General features: G+C 39.1%; 16 protein-coding genes and 3 tRNA genes. 10 read left to right on the forward strand and 9 right to left on the reverse strand.

The genetic code is table 11. The features are described 5' to 3' along the window. The first annotated feature begins 8 nt into the window (after positions 1-8). The 3 genes from BN8061_RS02420 to BN8061_RS02430 all read left to right on the forward strand — a co-directional run bounded on the left by BN8061_RS02420 (position 9) and on the right by BN8061_RS02430 (position 3,035). Positions 9-971: an electron transfer flavoprotein subunit alpha/FixB family protein gene (locus BN8061_RS02420; RefSeq protein ID WP_068596167.1), complete on the forward strand. Its 963-nt coding sequence runs from the start codon at positions 9-11 to the stop codon at positions 969-971. A gap of 99 nt (positions 972-1,070) precedes the next feature. After that, positions 1,071-1,685, forward strand: a complete 615-nt coding sequence (locus BN8061_RS02425; protein ID WP_068596169.1) for a bifunctional nuclease family protein — start codon at positions 1,071-1,073, stop codon at positions 1,683-1,685. A 15-nt stretch (positions 1,686-1,700) separates the two neighbouring features. Beyond that, positions 1,701-3,035 (forward strand): MFS transporter, encoded by a 1,335-nt coding sequence (locus BN8061_RS02430; protein WP_068596170.1) that lies wholly within the window; start codon positions 1,701-1,703, stop codon positions 3,033-3,035. Between the two features lie 35 nt (positions 3,036-3,070). Here the strand turns inward: BN8061_RS02430 and BN8061_RS02435 are convergent, their stop codons facing one another. The 4 genes from BN8061_RS02435 to BN8061_RS02450 all read right to left on the reverse strand — a co-directional run bounded on the left by BN8061_RS02435 (position 3,071) and on the right by BN8061_RS02450 (position 7,094). Beyond that, positions 3,071-3,556, reverse strand: a complete 486-nt coding sequence (locus tag BN8061_RS02435) for a dihydrofolate reductase (RefSeq protein WP_068596172.1) — start codon at positions 3,554-3,556, stop codon at positions 3,071-3,073. Positions 3,557-3,566: 10 nt separating this feature from the next. Then, on the reverse strand, positions 3,567-4,013 hold the full coding sequence (locus tag BN8061_RS02440; RefSeq protein WP_068596174.1) for a copper resistance protein NlpE N-terminal domain-containing protein: 447 nt from the start codon (positions 4,011-4,013) through the stop codon (positions 3,567-3,569). A 121-nt stretch (positions 4,014-4,134) separates the two neighbouring features. Next, on the reverse strand, positions 4,135-4,554 hold the full coding sequence (locus BN8061_RS02445; protein ID WP_068596176.1) for a nucleoside-diphosphate kinase: 420 nt from the start codon (positions 4,552-4,554) through the stop codon (positions 4,135-4,137). A 125-nt stretch (positions 4,555-4,679) separates the two neighbouring features. Then, positions 4,680-7,094 (reverse strand): TonB-dependent receptor, encoded by a 2,415-nt coding sequence (locus BN8061_RS02450; protein WP_068596178.1) that lies wholly within the window; start codon positions 7,092-7,094, stop codon positions 4,680-4,682. A gap of 187 nt (positions 7,095-7,281) precedes the next feature. Here BN8061_RS02450 and BN8061_RS02455 point away from each other — a divergent pair, with 187 nt between their 5' ends. From BN8061_RS02455 to purE, 6 genes are all read left to right on the forward strand, one after another. Continuing rightward, entirely contained in the window at positions 7,282-8,049 is a 768-nt protein-coding gene (locus tag BN8061_RS02455; RefSeq protein WP_068596181.1) for a Rossmann-like and DUF2520 domain-containing protein, read from the forward strand. Further along, the gene (locus BN8061_RS02460; RefSeq protein WP_068596183.1) at positions 8,042-8,569 is read left to right on the forward strand and encodes a KdsC family phosphatase; all 528 of its coding nucleotides are present in this window, start codon (positions 8,042-8,044) and stop codon (positions 8,567-8,569) included. Before BN8061_RS02455 ends, BN8061_RS02460 begins: the two co-directional genes overlap by 8 nt. Next, a complete protein-coding gene (locus tag BN8061_RS02465) occupies positions 8,547-9,143 on the forward strand; it encodes a Maf family nucleotide pyrophosphatase (protein WP_068596184.1) in 597 nt (198 codons plus the stop codon). The genes BN8061_RS02460 and BN8061_RS02465 overlap by 23 nt, the downstream gene beginning before the upstream one ends. Before the next feature lie 2 nt (positions 9,144-9,145). After that, complete coding sequence (gene zupT, locus BN8061_RS02470; RefSeq protein WP_068596186.1) at positions 9,146-9,928, forward strand: zinc transporter ZupT; 783 nt, start codon at positions 9,146-9,148, stop codon at positions 9,926-9,928. A 178-nt stretch (positions 9,929-10,106) separates the two neighbouring features. Further along, the gene (locus BN8061_RS02475) at positions 10,107-11,234 is read left to right on the forward strand and encodes a 5-(carboxyamino)imidazole ribonucleotide synthase (protein ID WP_068596188.1); all 1,128 of its coding nucleotides are present in this window, start codon (positions 10,107-10,109) and stop codon (positions 11,232-11,234) included. A gap of 4 nt (positions 11,235-11,238) precedes the next feature. Continuing rightward, positions 11,239-11,754, forward strand: coding sequence for a 5-(carboxyamino)imidazole ribonucleotide mutase (gene purE / locus BN8061_RS02480; protein WP_068597867.1), 516 nt, complete (start codon positions 11,239-11,241; stop codon positions 11,752-11,754). 31 nt (positions 11,755-11,785) lie between these two features. Here the strand turns inward: purE and BN8061_RS02485 are convergent. The 4 genes from BN8061_RS02485 to rpsT form a co-directional block, all read right to left on the reverse strand. After that, a tRNA-Glu gene (locus BN8061_RS02485) sits at positions 11,786-11,857 on the reverse strand. Positions 11,858-12,086: 229 nt separating this feature from the next. Then, positions 12,087-12,158: transfer RNA gene (locus BN8061_RS02490), tRNA-Glu, on the reverse strand. A 212-nt stretch (positions 12,159-12,370) separates the two neighbouring features. Next, positions 12,371-12,442, reverse strand: a tRNA-Glu gene (locus BN8061_RS02495). Between the two features lie 24 nt (positions 12,443-12,466). Next, positions 12,467-12,721 (reverse strand): 30S ribosomal protein S20, encoded by a 255-nt coding sequence (gene rpsT, locus BN8061_RS02500; protein WP_068596190.1) that lies wholly within the window; start codon positions 12,719-12,721, stop codon positions 12,467-12,469. Between the two features lie 329 nt (positions 12,722-13,050). On the opposite strand from rpsT, the gene BN8061_RS02505 reads away from it, so the two are divergent. Continuing rightward, entirely contained in the window at positions 13,051-13,686 is a 636-nt protein-coding gene (locus tag BN8061_RS02505; RefSeq protein ID WP_068597869.1) for a C40 family peptidase, read from the forward strand. Between the two features lie 99 nt (positions 13,687-13,785). Here BN8061_RS02505 and BN8061_RS02510 read toward each other — a convergent pair whose 3' ends face one another. After that, on the reverse strand, positions 13,786-14,253 hold the full coding sequence (locus BN8061_RS02510; protein ID WP_068596192.1) for a hypothetical protein: 468 nt from the start codon (positions 14,251-14,253) through the stop codon (positions 13,786-13,788). Between the last annotated feature and the right edge of the window lie 89 nt (positions 14,254-14,342).

Below are 14,342 nucleotides of genomic sequence, written 5' to 3' on the forward strand. Positions count from 1 at the left end.
TTAGAACAATGGCAATATTTGTATTTGCAGAAACCCATAACGGACACTATAAAAAAGCAGCTTTAGAAGCTGTTTCATACGGAAAAGCTATCGCTGATTTGGCTGGCGATACCGTAACGGCAATCGCTTTCAACCCAACAGAAAATTCAGAAAACTTATACCAACATGGTGCATCGAAAGTAGTTAAAGTAGACAACGCAGCACTGAAAAACTTTGACGCTTCTCTATATGCTAAAGCAATTGCAGAAGTTGTAAATGGTGCAGAAACCGTTGTTTTACCATCGACCAACGATTCATCATCAATAGCCCCTCTTTTGTCTTTGAAATTGAATGCTGCTTTGGTAACCAATGTAGAAAAAGCACCATCGTCGTTAGCGCCATTCACGGTAGACCGCAAAGCCTTTTCTGGTAAAGGTATCGAGACTGTATCCATAGAAGGAGCAAAAGTAATCACCGTATTACAAAATGCATTTGGTGTAAAAGAAAATGCAGTAAGCGGTACCGAAGAAAGCGTTTCGGTAGCTGTATCAGAGGCAGACGCAAAAGTAAAAGTAGAAGCCATAGAAGAAGCATCTACTGGTAAACTCGACTTGAAAGAAGCAGAAATCGTAGTCTCTGCAGGTCGCGGTTTGAAAGGTCCAGAAAACTGGGGTATGATAGAAGAGTTGGCCGATGTTTTAGGTGCAGCAACAGCCTCATCGAAACCTGTAGCCGATATCGGATGGAGACCTCACGCAGAACACGTAGGACAAACAGGAAAAGCCATCGCGCCAAACTTGTACATCGCAGTTGGAATCTCGGGTGCCATTCAGCATTTAGCGGGTGTAAATGGTTCCAAAACAATTGTTGTAATCAACAATGATCCAGAAGCGCCTTTCTTCAAAGCAGCAGACTATGGTATTGTTGGTGACGCTTTCGAAGTGGTTCCGAAACTAACCGAAGAAATCAAAAAACTGAAAGGTTTAGCATAATAATTTAATTTTAAAAGTGTTACAATCCGAATTACCTCGATGATTCGGATTTTTTTATTTTTTTTAAATTTCATAAGATTTTGATAATTTTACCATCTAATGAATCATGTAATAAAATTAATCATCAAAGGCATTTCTTACAGCCAGACACAGACTGGTGCCTACGCCTTGATTTTGGAAGAAGAAGTTGGTGGCCGCAAATTACCCATTATTATCGGGAGTTTCGAAGCTCAATCTATTGCTTTGGCTTTAGAGAAAGATATCACGCCGCCACGTCCGCTCACCCACGATTTATTTCTTTCGCTCGGAAAAGAATTTCAGTTCAATGTAAAAGCGGTATACATCTACAAACTAGAAGATGGCGTTTTCTATTCTAACATTGTTTTTGTAGACGACAAAGGACAGGTTGCCGAGATAGATTCTAGAACCTCGGATGCTATCGCTTTGGCAATTCGATTCTCTGCACCAATCTATGCGTATACAGAAGTGGTAGAAAAAGCTGGCATTCACTTAGAAGAAATACGAGAAGAGGAAGAAAGCATCAACCAAGCCATACAGCAAATAGAAGACGAAATCAGTACGATTACAGCAGATATAGACTATTCGGAATGGACCGATAGCGAATTGGAAGAGGCTATGAAAAAAGCTGTAATGGAAGAAGATTACGAGATGGCGGCACGCTATCGAGACGAATTAGACAAAAGGACAAATTAAATCTTACTCAGCACTATGTCTATAAAATTACGACTTACCGTCATGAACTTTTTAGAGTTCGCTGTTTGGGGAGCTTACCTTACCTCGATGGGAAATTATTTGGGTTCTATAGGGTTGGGCCCAAAAATTGGGCTATTCTATGCCATGCAAGGGATTGTTTCGATTTTTATGCCTGCAATTATGGGTATTGTTGCCGATCGATGGATTCCGGTCCAGCGCTTGTTGGGACTCAATCATCTGATTGCTGCCATCTTTATCATCGCAACCGGATATTATGGCTATACGGCGGGCGCAAATGTTGATTTTGCAAGCATGTTTACACTCTATTCTTTAAGCGTCGCATTTTTCATGCCGACCATTGCCTTGTCCAATTCTACGGCTTACAACATCTTGAAACAGAACAACCTCAATCCGATCAAAGCATTTCCTCCTATCCGAACCTTTGGTACGGTAGGTTTTATCTGTGCGATGTTGTTTGTAAATTTCTCTGGATTGGAAAATGGATCTTTTGGTTTTAATTTTTCTCATAATTCTGGTTTCGAAAGTTTCCAATCGAGTTACTATCAATTTTATGTGTCGGGCATTTTAGGAATAATTTTATTCTTGTATAGTTTTACCCTTCCGAATTGTCCGATCAGTAAAACTTCGGAGAAACAGAGCATTTCTGAAGCTTTTGGTCTGAAAGCTTTTTCACTTTTCAAAGATCGAAAAATGGCTATCTTTTTTATCTTTTCGATGTTGCTTGGGGTATCATTACAAATAACCAATGGCTATGCCAATCCTTTTATCACCTCCTTCAAGAACATACCAGAATACGCCAATACGTGGGGAGCAAATAACGCCAATGCCTTGATCTCGTTGTCACAAGTTTCTGAAACCTTGTGTATTTTATTGATTCCTTTCTTTTTAAGAAAATTCGGAATCAAAATTGTGATGCTCATGGCCATGATTGGTTGGGTATTGCGATTCGGGTTGTTTGGTATGGGTGACCCAGGGTCTGGCGTTTGGATGTTTGTATTGTCGATGATAGTGTATGGTATTGCCTTCGACTTCTTCAATGTTTCGGGTTCTTTATTTGTCGACAGTGAAACCGATCAGAAAATTCGATCTTCTGCTCAAGGCGTTTTCATGATGATGACCAACGGTTTCGGGGCTACAATCGGGATGTTGGTTGCCCAAGGCATTGTAAATCATTATGTATTTGCGCACGAAGATTTGGGCATGCAACTAGAAGGCTGGCGTACATCTTGGTACATTTTTGCTGCTTATGCGTTGGTAGTTACCGTTTTGTTTGCTATCATCTTCAAACATAAGCACAAGCCAGAAGAATTAGAAAGTATTTCGCATTAAAAGACAAAAAAGGCTCCAGATTTTGGAACCTTTTTTTAGCTTCTTTGGTAGGTTATAATATCGAAACTGTATTGATGCTTTTCATCCTTATCATGATGGGCTCTGCTTATTTCTTCCCAATTATTTTCATCCAACTCTGGAAAAAAAGTGTCGCCGTCGAACTCATGATGTATCTCGGTCAAATAAATTTTATCTGCCATATCGATTACCTGCCGATACAATTCGCCTCCACCAATTACAAACACCTCATCGTCTAACGCAAGGGCTTTTTCTAAGGCAGCCTTCAACGAAAACGCTACCACTATTCCATCTGCACAAAACTGCTGATCACGTGTAACGACTATATTGATACGATTTGGCAGAGGTCTTCCAATCGATTCATAGGTCTTTCTACCCATGATAATGGGATGCCCCGTGGTGATATTTTTGAAATGCTTGAAATCGTCTGGCAAATGCCACAACAATTGGTTGTTTTTACCAATTACATGATTACTGGAGACCGCTACTACAATGCTTATCATTACAACTCAATTATTTTTTGATCAGGATATAATTTACCTTTCCGTCTGATTTTTTCGGTTGGAATTTTTCATCAAGTTCTATCAACTGATTTCCCTCTATACGAAAAGTATTGGGACCCACCGCCACATTGTCCAACATCAACGTCCTGCCATCGTCTTGTATGGTATAAATACCTGTTGTAAACAATTCTTCTTTGGTCTTGTCGTCTATGGTTTTGTATACATAAGTATTATCCGGATTGAGGGTAATGCTATACGTCAACGGATCTTGATGATCGAACTTCCCATGAAAATCTTCTTGTTGTTCTACCACCACTGCTTCTGTTGTGGCAGAATCTATTTGGATGGAATCTGCTGGCGTAGGCAGGTCTACCTCTTGTATGCTGGACTCTTGCTTGCCACAAGACCAAAAGTTAATACCAAGTAAAACGATAAGTGCTAATGTGTTTTTTTTCATGATTCAGATTACTGCTTTTTATGCTACTTTGGCATAAAGATAATGAAAAGCCATAAAAAAATCCCTTTTTTCGACAAAAGGGATCAAAGTATTTTGTGTCTAATGAGCCGAAAGGCATGCATTAGAAAATTTCTCTTGCTGCAAAATGGAAAGCGGCTTCGATAGCTGCATTCTCATCACTATCCGACCCGTGTACTGCATTGGCATCAATCGATTCGGCATATTTATTACGGATTGTTCCTTCTGCTGCTTCTTTCGGATTGGTAGCACCGATCAGGGTACGGAAATCTTCAACCGCATTGTCTTTTTCTAAAACCGCTGCTACAATTGGTCCCGAAGTCATAAATGCAACCAACTCACCAAAGAAAGGTCGCTCTTTGTGAATCGCATAAAAAGCTTCTGCATCTTGCTTTGCCAATTGTGTCATCTTTGCTGCTTTTATTTTGAATCCAGCATCTGTAATGTCTTTCAAGATATCACCAATATGACCTTTTGCTACAGCATCGGGTTTGATCATTGTAAATGTAATGTTATTTGCCATGATAATTATTTTCTTGTTGTTTTTGGGAATGCAAAATTAGAGATAAAAGATTAGAATACAACAAAAAATATCGCTCAAATTGAGCGATATTAACATTATTAAAGATATATTAATAAAAGGAGAAATTATTGTAAGCTGATTCCACCACCTGATTGGGTCTGATTTTGTTGAACTTCTCTACGGGTTCTCACCTTTCCTCCAAAATTGTATTGGAAGCCTAAGTAGTATGTTCTCGATTCCCATTGGAAAAATCCAGTTGCATCGTACGGTCTTACCATATCGAAGCTCGCTTTCATGGTTTTGAATAAGTCGTTCATGCGAGCATTCACGCTAGCTTTTCCATCCATAAATGTATACCGAACTCCCAAATCCATACGCCACATTTCTTTCATTTTACCTTGAAAATTCTCGAACGGCCCTTGATAGAACGCAAAATTCTGAATACTGAAATTTGGTGAAACGGTGAACGTATTGCTCATGCGTCCTGTGAAACGATTGGTTCGCATTTCTTCGTTTTGCAGGGTTTGCATATTGGTATTGAAGAAGTTCATCGAGGTCCAATCGCCGGCCAAAAACATCGAGAACCATTTTGCCCAACGGTAATTGAAGCTCACCTCCAAGCCATATTCATCGGTCTTATCGTAGTTTTCCGAAGTCTGGATTATCTGTCCAGGTACGTCTGGGTTTTCTTGCGAACTGAACATGATATTGTCTGTGGTATGACGGTAAAAAGCGTTGAAGTTGAGACCGCCTTTTGCCAATTGTTGTTGTAGTCCAAATTCGTAAGCGTCTGTGTATTCTGGTAATAAATTCGGATTTCCTTGATTCGACATCATTGGCGAAGACCATTTCGGCACAGGCGTCAATTGATAAATTCCCGGCCTTGTGATACGACGACTATAATTCAACATCAATTGGGTTTTGGGCGTCATGTCGTAAGTAACATAAGCCGAAGGGAAGAAATCTAAATAATCTCGTTTGTAGGTACCAGCATCATCTGGCGTTATGGTATAATTTACGTCATCTTCGGTTTGCTCGGCACGCACCCCAACTTGAAAACCAAATTTATCGAATTTTTGCTTATAATTCACATATGCCGAATAGAAGTTGCGGGTAAAATCGAAGCTCGCACCTTGGTAAATCGGATTTCCGTTGGTGTCGACCATTACATTTCCATTCGCATCGTAGATGATTTTGTTCGAATCGAATACATTGTCTTTTTGTTCTTGTCTAAATTGAATTCCAGCCTCAATTTTTCCTCCATCGATGATTTGATTTACATAATCCAAATTCACTCGCGTATTGGAGGTTTCATCGAAACGATTTTCAAAATAACTATTCAAAACCGGATACTCGTCGGTCATCAATCGTTTGTCGGGTGTATCGGCTTTAGAATAGAAAGCATCGAGTGTCAGGCTGTGATCGTCTTTGTTGAAGTCACGCTTGAAATTCAAACTATAATCTTGCGCATCGAAATCAGAATTGATTTTCGAGGTGTTGATATATTTATTTCCCGCTCTCAGAATGTCGTAATCAAAACTACCGCTCCAATTGTTGTTGTATTGATTGGTATAAATGGTGAGCGCCGTTTTGTCGTTAATAAACCAGTCGAAACCTAATTTATAGCTGATGGTTTTCGCCTTGTTTTTGATTTCGAAATCCTGAACTTCGTTTCTAGTATAATTCACCATTTCACCATGATGAATAGTTGGTCGATGATTGTAATTGTAATTTCCAAATAAGTTGAAATCGCCAACATTGATATTGGCATTCACCGAATTGGTATAACGCAATTTTCGCCCATACTCTACGCCAGTATTCAATCCTACATTATAGCCTTTGTTGCGCTGTTTGATCAAGATAATATTGATGATACCCGATTTTCCATCTGCCTCATATTTTGCCGAAGGATTGGTAATAATCTCTACTCGTTGAATTTGGTTGGATGGAATTTGTTTCAATAATTGATCTGCCGACAACGAAGACGGTTTGCCATCTACATAAACCCGAACATTCTCGTTACCACGCAAAGACACTGCGCCCGTTTGTTGATCTACATTCACCGAAGGAATATTATTCAAAATTGCAGCAGCATCTGTCCCAGCACTTACCAAATCGTTTCCGACTTCTACCACGCGCTTGTCTAGATCTGTGCGATAGGTTGAAACTTGCGCACGTATGAAGGCTCCCTTCAATTCGATGGCCGGTGAATTCTCCGTTTTTAGGCGAATTTCACCCATGTTCAGCTGTCCGTCTTTCACCTCTACCAACTGCTCATAAGGTTGATACCCAAACTCGATGATTTGGATTTTGTAGGTTCCGTCTGCCACATCTTCTACCACAAAATACCCTTGTTCGTCAGAATTTACTTCTGCAACAAATTCATTGGTCGTCGGATGAAACAATACAACATTTACAAGTGCAAGATTTTCGTTTTGTTCATTCAAAACTCTACCAGAAATCTTAGCTGTTTCTTGGGCAAAGGTTGAATACGATAATAAACTAAACAAAACAACTAGCGATAACTTTCTGATTTTCATGTGTCTAAAATATATAATACCTTGTTATACAATATATAAACCCAAAGGATTTCATTGCGTTTTATCTATTAGACGCCAATTTTTATCATTTGTTACACGAATCGATTAAAAAATTTTCATAGTATTTTCTTTACAATAAAAGTCGAACAAGTTTCTTATTTTTGCTTAATCTTAAAATCTATGTATTTTGAAATCAATTGTAATTCTTGGTGCAGGCAATGTTGCTTTTCATTTGACCAGAGCGCTTATCGAAAATACTTTCAACGTAAGGCAAATATTCAACCGAACATTAGAAAACGCAAAGGAAATTGGTGAAGCTCATCGTATCCCCTATACCGATAAGATTTCTGAATTAGAAAAGGCCGATTTATACATCATTGCGGCAGCCGATTCTGGAATCGAAGAGTTTTCACATTACATCCCATTCGATGACACTTTGGTGGTGCATACTTCTGGTTCTAGCCCCATGGCTGTGCTGAAAGGTGATTATCGAAAAGGAGTATTGTATCCGCTGCAAACATTTTCAAAAAATCGTCGGTTACGTTACGATGAGATTCCTTTTTTCATTGAAGCAGAATGTAAAGAAGACGAACTTTCTTTGGTAAAATTGGCGGATAAAATCTCGAATGAAGTGCATGTCTTGCCCTACGAAAAACGAATGCAAATTCAGATGTGCGGCGTTTGGGCAAACAATTTTGTCAATCATCTTTACTACATCGCAGGCGATATATGCAAACAAAACAATATTCCGTTCGATGTTTTGAAACCGCTAATCGAAGAAACCGCCGACAAAATTGAAGACTTAGAACCATTCGAAGCTCAAACTGGACCTGCCAGAAGAAACGACCACATCATCATCAATCGTCACCTAGAAGTATTGCAAAACGATTCGCGATTATTAGAAATATACCAAGTATTAACAAAATCGATCAAACGCACTTACGGACATGATTAGCTATAAAGAAAAACTGAACCACATCAAAACCGTAATTTTAGATGTAGATGGCGTACTGACAGACAATTCGCTCTTATTATTGCCGACAGGCGAAATGGTTCGCAGCATGAATTGCCGTGATGGTTACGCCATAAAACTAGCACAAAAACAAGGTTTGAAAATTGCCGTAATCACAGGTGGAAACGACAAAGCCGTGGTCGATCGTTTGAAGTACTTGGGCATTAACGACATCTACACAAACGCCCAAGATAAATTGGATGCGTTCGAAGATTTGGTGTTCAGCTACGGATTGGATCCAGATGAAATTGCCTACATGGGAGACGACTATCCAGACATTGCTGTGATGCAGAAAGTCGGACTATCGGCTTGCCCCAACGATGCATGCATGGATGTAAGAAAAATGACAGAATACATCTCACCCGAAAATGGTGGAAAAGGTTGCGTAAGAGATTTGCTCGAGCAAATTCTCAAAGTTCAAAACAAATGGTACACCAACAATGAGCACATTTCCTCTACCTAATCTTGCCAATTACGAAATTATTTTAGCATCACAATCGCCTCGTCGCCGAGAATTGTTGTGGTTACTGGATATTCCCTTCCGAACCATTTCACTTGACATCAACGAAAGTTTCGATCGCCAACAATACAAAGCCGGCGAAATCACGGCTTTTTTGGCTACTAAAAAAGCTAATAGTTATCCCGATTTGAAGGAAAACCAAATCCTTATCACCGCCGACACTACTGTTTGGCTGGATGACGAATCGCTTGAAAAACCGTCGAACGAAGACCAAGCACGCAACATGCTGAAAAAACTTTCGGGCAAAGCTCATTCAGTCTTCACCTCGGTTACGCTAAAAAGCACAGAAAAAGAAATTAGCTTTACCGAAGAAACCAAAGTGTTTTTCAGAACGTTAAGCGAAGAAGAAATTGATTTTTACATCCAGCAATATCAACCTTTCGACAAAGCAGGCGCATACGGCATACAAGAATGGATCGGACTCATCGGTATCGAAAAAATAGAAGGTGACTATTTCACCGTGATGGGTTTACCCACCCAAGCAATGTATTTGCATTTAAAAGATTTTGTAAAATAAAAATGGAATCGAACGTACTCTTGGCTTTCTCGCTCACCCTCATAGCAGGACTTTGCACCGGAATCGGGAGCTTATTGAGTGTCGTGTACAAACGATTCAACCCAAAATTCCTCTGCGCAGCATTAGCATTTTCTGCAGGGGTGATGATCTACGTCTCGTTTGTCGAAATTTTGGCGACAGCTCGTCTGTCATTAGAAAATATCTACGATCAAAAAACTGCTTCCATTTATACCGTAACCGGATTTTTTGTCGGAATCTTCTTCATCGCTTTTCTCGATCGTTTCTTACCCGAAAATCAGATTCATACAGAAGACGAAAACGCTCCAAGTAATCAAAAATTGATGCGAATGGGGCTCTTAGCTGCATTGGCCTTGGGGTTACATAATTTTCCGGAAGGGCTGGCTACCTTTATGGGCGCCATGGCAGATCCTGCATACGGTGTTGGCATCACCATCGCTATTGCCATACACAATATCCCCGAAGGAATTGCGGTTGCCGTCCCAATATATTTCGCAACCAAAAGCAGAAAAAAGGCATTTATATATTCGTTTCTTTCTGGTTTGGCAGAGCCAATCGGGGCACTGGTAGGATATTTTATTTTTAAAAATTTAATGGACGAACACTTTTTCGGACTCATCTTCTCGAGTGTTGCAGGAATTATGGTTTACATTTCATTCAGCGAGCTCATCCCAACCGCCAACGAATACGGCAGCCAACGCCTCACGCTTTGGGGCATCATTGCTGGCATGGTACTCATGGCGATCAGTCTACTTTTGTTTTTGTAAGCACCCTAAAATTTTCCTCATCAAAAAGATTTTCTATCCTAAAAAAATTTCTTTTTGAATAAAAAATAGACATCAACAAAAAGAATAGATTAAAATATCTTCCTATTCTGTACCTTTGTCGTAGCTACAACAAAACAGTAGATTTCATCAACATACAAAACACAAATCAGCAATAACGATGACAAAAATCGGAATTTTAGGCGGTGGTCAATTAGGCTACATGTTCCTACAAAATGCCTTACAATACCCCGTAGAAATTAGCATTTTAGACCCTTCACCTCATGCGCCTTGTGCGCTACATGCTCATCACTTTGTGCAAGGTGATTTTGCAGATTATGATACCGTAATCGAGTTTGGAAAAAACTTAGACGCTATCGGAATCGAAATCGAGCATGTGAATACAGATGCGCTTCGCGAACTGAAAAAAATGGGAAAACACATTGTGCCAGATCCAGAAGCCTTAGCCATTATACAAGACAAAGGTGTGCAAAAGGAATTTTACGATCAGTATCAAATCCCGACGGCACCCTATTTTATTTTAGACCAATGGGAAGACTTAAAAAATAAAACCGTTGACTTCCCCCTATTTCAGAAAACTAGAAAGGGTGGATACGATGGGAAAGGTGTTCTATTTCTGAAAGATAACAACAATTTGGATCACATGCTTCAGGCAACTTCGGTATTCGAACAGCCTGCAAATGTGCAAAAAGAAATTGCCGTGATTGTGGTTGCCGATCATATGCACAACATTGTGACCTACCCTTGTGTTGAATTGGTTTTTAACGAAGAGTATAACTTATTAGACTATCTTTTGATGCCTTCTTCTTTACCAACTGAGGTCGCACAGAAAGCAGAAAACATTGCCAAAGACGTGGTGCGAAATCTAAAATCGGCTGGAGTTTTTGCGGTGGAAATGTTTTGGACCAAAGAAAATGAAATTTGGGTAAACGAAACTGCATGCCGCGTGCACAACTCGGGACACTCGACCATAGAGGCAGCAAAATCATCACAATTTGATCAGATGCTCAGAACTTTGTTGAAGCTGCCGTTGGGCTCTACCGAGCTTTTGACCACTTCTGCAATGGTCAATCTAATTGGAGCAGAAGGTGAATCGGGCGAAGCGCAGATCGAAAACATAGAAGAAGTTCTGAAATTATCCGGAACTTTTTTGCATTGGTATGCGAAATCCGAAACAAGACCTGGTCGAAAAATGGGACACATCACCTTACTACACGAAGATATCGATCAACTAAAGGAGAATATTGCATTGGTCAACAAAACAATTAAAATAATTGCTAAAAAATAATTTTATGGTAGGAATCATTATGGGCAGCGACAGCGATTTGCCAATCATGCAAGAGGCTGCAACAGTACTGGATGAACTTGGCGTAAATTATGAACTGACGGTGGTTTCGGCTCACCGAACTCCGATTCGAATGGTAGAATATGCACAAACCGCAAAAGAACGTGGGCTGAGCGTGATCATTGCTGGGGCGGGCGGCGCAGCTCATCTGCCAGGGATGGTAGCTTCTCTTACCACATTGCCAGTTGTAGGAGTTCCTATAAAATCGTCTAACTCTATTGATGGCTGGGATTCTATTTTGTCTATCTTACAAATGCCAAACGGAATTCCTGTTGCTACAGTGGCTTTGAATGCAGCAAAGAACGCCGGGATTTTAGCTGCACGCATTATTGGCTCACATGACGAAAAAGTTTCGGAGAGTTTAAAAAACTATCAAACCGAAATGGAAGAACAGGTCAATGAAAAGATCAATAAAATCAAATTTCAATTTCCGAATAGTTTCGACCACAAAACAGAGCAATAAAAAAAGCAGTTCGTAACGAACTGCTTTTTTGTACTCCCTAGGGGAATCGAACCCCTCTTTTCAGAATGAAAATCTGATGTCCTAACCGATAGACGAAGGGAGCATCTTTGTTTCAATTGCAGGGCAAAAATAATAGCTTTTTTTTAACATCCAAATTTTTTTTGAATGATTTATTGCGTTTTTTTATAAATTTTTCCGAACCTATTCATTATCAAACCTCAAAAGCATGAAGAAACGAAATGACTTGGGCTGAAAAAACTTAAAAAATGAAGCTTGGTCTAACGAAATTTCAACCAATAAAAAAATGCAGCTCCAAACGAACTGCATTTAAGTACTCCCTAGGGGAATCGAACCCCTCTTTTCAGAATGAAAATCTGATGTCCTAACCGATAGACGAAGGGAGCGCAAATATCTAATCCTTCTTTTCTATAATCGTCTTCCGAAGAAAGGCCGAAGTATAATTCTATAAAAGAACTATACAGCGACATTTCATTTCTCTTAGAACGACACCAAGGTCATTCTACAAACAAAACACAAAAAACAATCTTAATCAATTTCCTACTTTTATGAGGAAAAAAAATCGCAACGAACATTTGCTATCTGTTGCGAAACTTTGTACTCCCTAGGGGAATCGAACCCCTCTTTTCAGAATGAAAATCTGATGTCCTAACCGATAGACGAAGGGAGCACTATATAGTGTCTTCTTAGGTTCTTAACCCAAAGAATTTACGTGCTTACTCAACTTGCTTTTCAAGTTAGCCGCTTTGTTTTTATGAATGATATTGCGTTTAGCCAACTTATCAATCATAGAAGAAACTTTTGGCAAGTTTTCTTGTGCTACCGTTTTATCTTCCTCGTTTCTCAAATTTTTGATTGCTGTACGAGTAGATTTGTGGTAGTATTTATTTCTTTCGCGTCTAACTGCGATCTGTCTAATTCTCTTTAAAGCTGACTTATGATTTGCCATAGCGAATAATATTAATTATCTTCTTTTTTTGGTTCGGCAAAGATAAATATATTTTATTTATCTAAGCAAATTAATTTTTAAAAATATTGACTTCTTCAACCGCTTTCGTTCAGATGAGTTAAAAACCCAACCTCAAAAGCGGATGCAAAGTTAAACATTATTTACAAATACGCAACTATTTTTAAAAATAAATTTGAAAGACCTTGTATGTTAATAAATGTTAAAGTAGTTAAAATATTGTCAAATGCAGTATACGAGCAAGTCTATTAGAAACAACTTTTCTATTTTTGGCATGCTAAAACATCAGAGTAAGACTCAAAATAGTGAATATGAAATCGAAATTAATAGGAGCTATAGCAGGGATTTTTACCCTAATATTAACATCGTGTGGAACCACTGCCAATATTACCGATCATAACTCTTCTCACCTAGCTAACAGAAGTTTCGCACCTCAAGCTAAATTTTTCAATGCTCAAAACAAATTAATCAATAAGCGTGCCATAGAAGTTTCTCCAATAAAAATTAAACAAGAATTTCAGACGCTTGCCGTGTTGAATACCATTGTCGAGGAAACCAACACCATCTTTACCGATTTGCTTTTGAAAGAAGCAGAAACTTATTTGGGAACGCCGTACCGCTATGGAGGTACGACACGAAGAGGAATCGATTGCTCTGCATTTGTACGAAATGTATTCTCGATGTTCAACAAAGAATTACCAAGGGTTTCGGCAGACCAAGCAAAGGAAGGTTTTCGAGTTTCGACAGACGAATTGAAAGAAGGCGACTTGGTGTTTTTTGCAACCAAAGGTAGAGGTCGCGTAACGCACGTGGGCATTGTTCATGGTAAAAATGAAGACGGCGTGGTGCAATTCATTCACTCATCAACTTCGAAAGGCGTGGTGATCACCCCTATTACCGACTCTTATTGGGGTAAACGTTTTTTGTACGCAAAACGAATCCTTTAAATCAAACACTGATTTTAACATAAAAAGCATCATCTTTCAGCTTTGGGAGGTGATTTTTTTTGTGATCTAAAAAAGCTTTGCAAACTTTAAAAAAAATGATTAACCAAACTCAGTTTTATACAACAAAAGCAGACTTTCGCCCGCTTCATCTTTTATAAATTTTAGGATTTTTAATAATATGATTCTTAAAATTGAACCTCGAGATGAACACCACTTACGCTGGTCGCAGCTGATAAACAAAATGTTGCTCGAAATTAGACGAAAAGGAATTCTGCAAAAATACTTTTCATAGAACAAGCTGTAGGCGCTTAACTCAAAATCAATCTTTTTCTTTTTCATAGCATAACGGTACATAACAGTGCCAAATGTTGTATTCGGATTAAGGCGTTTGTCTTGGTTTTTGTAGGCATCCAAATTGAATTTGACGTCATGTTGATCTCCAGCATAAAAATGCAAAACAACCTGATGCAACTGATTGGTAATTCTTCTCGAAGTTGACATCGCAGAAAGTTTGTTTTTATAATTCGTCAGATTGTATTTGTACTCCACTCCTATCCATTTTAACAAGCGGAAATTGGTGTCGAAATTGCTCGTAAAATGGTGTTATCGACCTCGTTCAAATTATCGTTTAGCAATTGATCATAGATTGCAAACTG

The organism is Vaginella massiliensis (genome assembly GCF_900089075.1).
GTDB classification, from domain to species: Bacteria; Bacteroidota; Bacteroidia; order Flavobacteriales; family Weeksellaceae; genus Weeksella; species Weeksella massiliensis_A.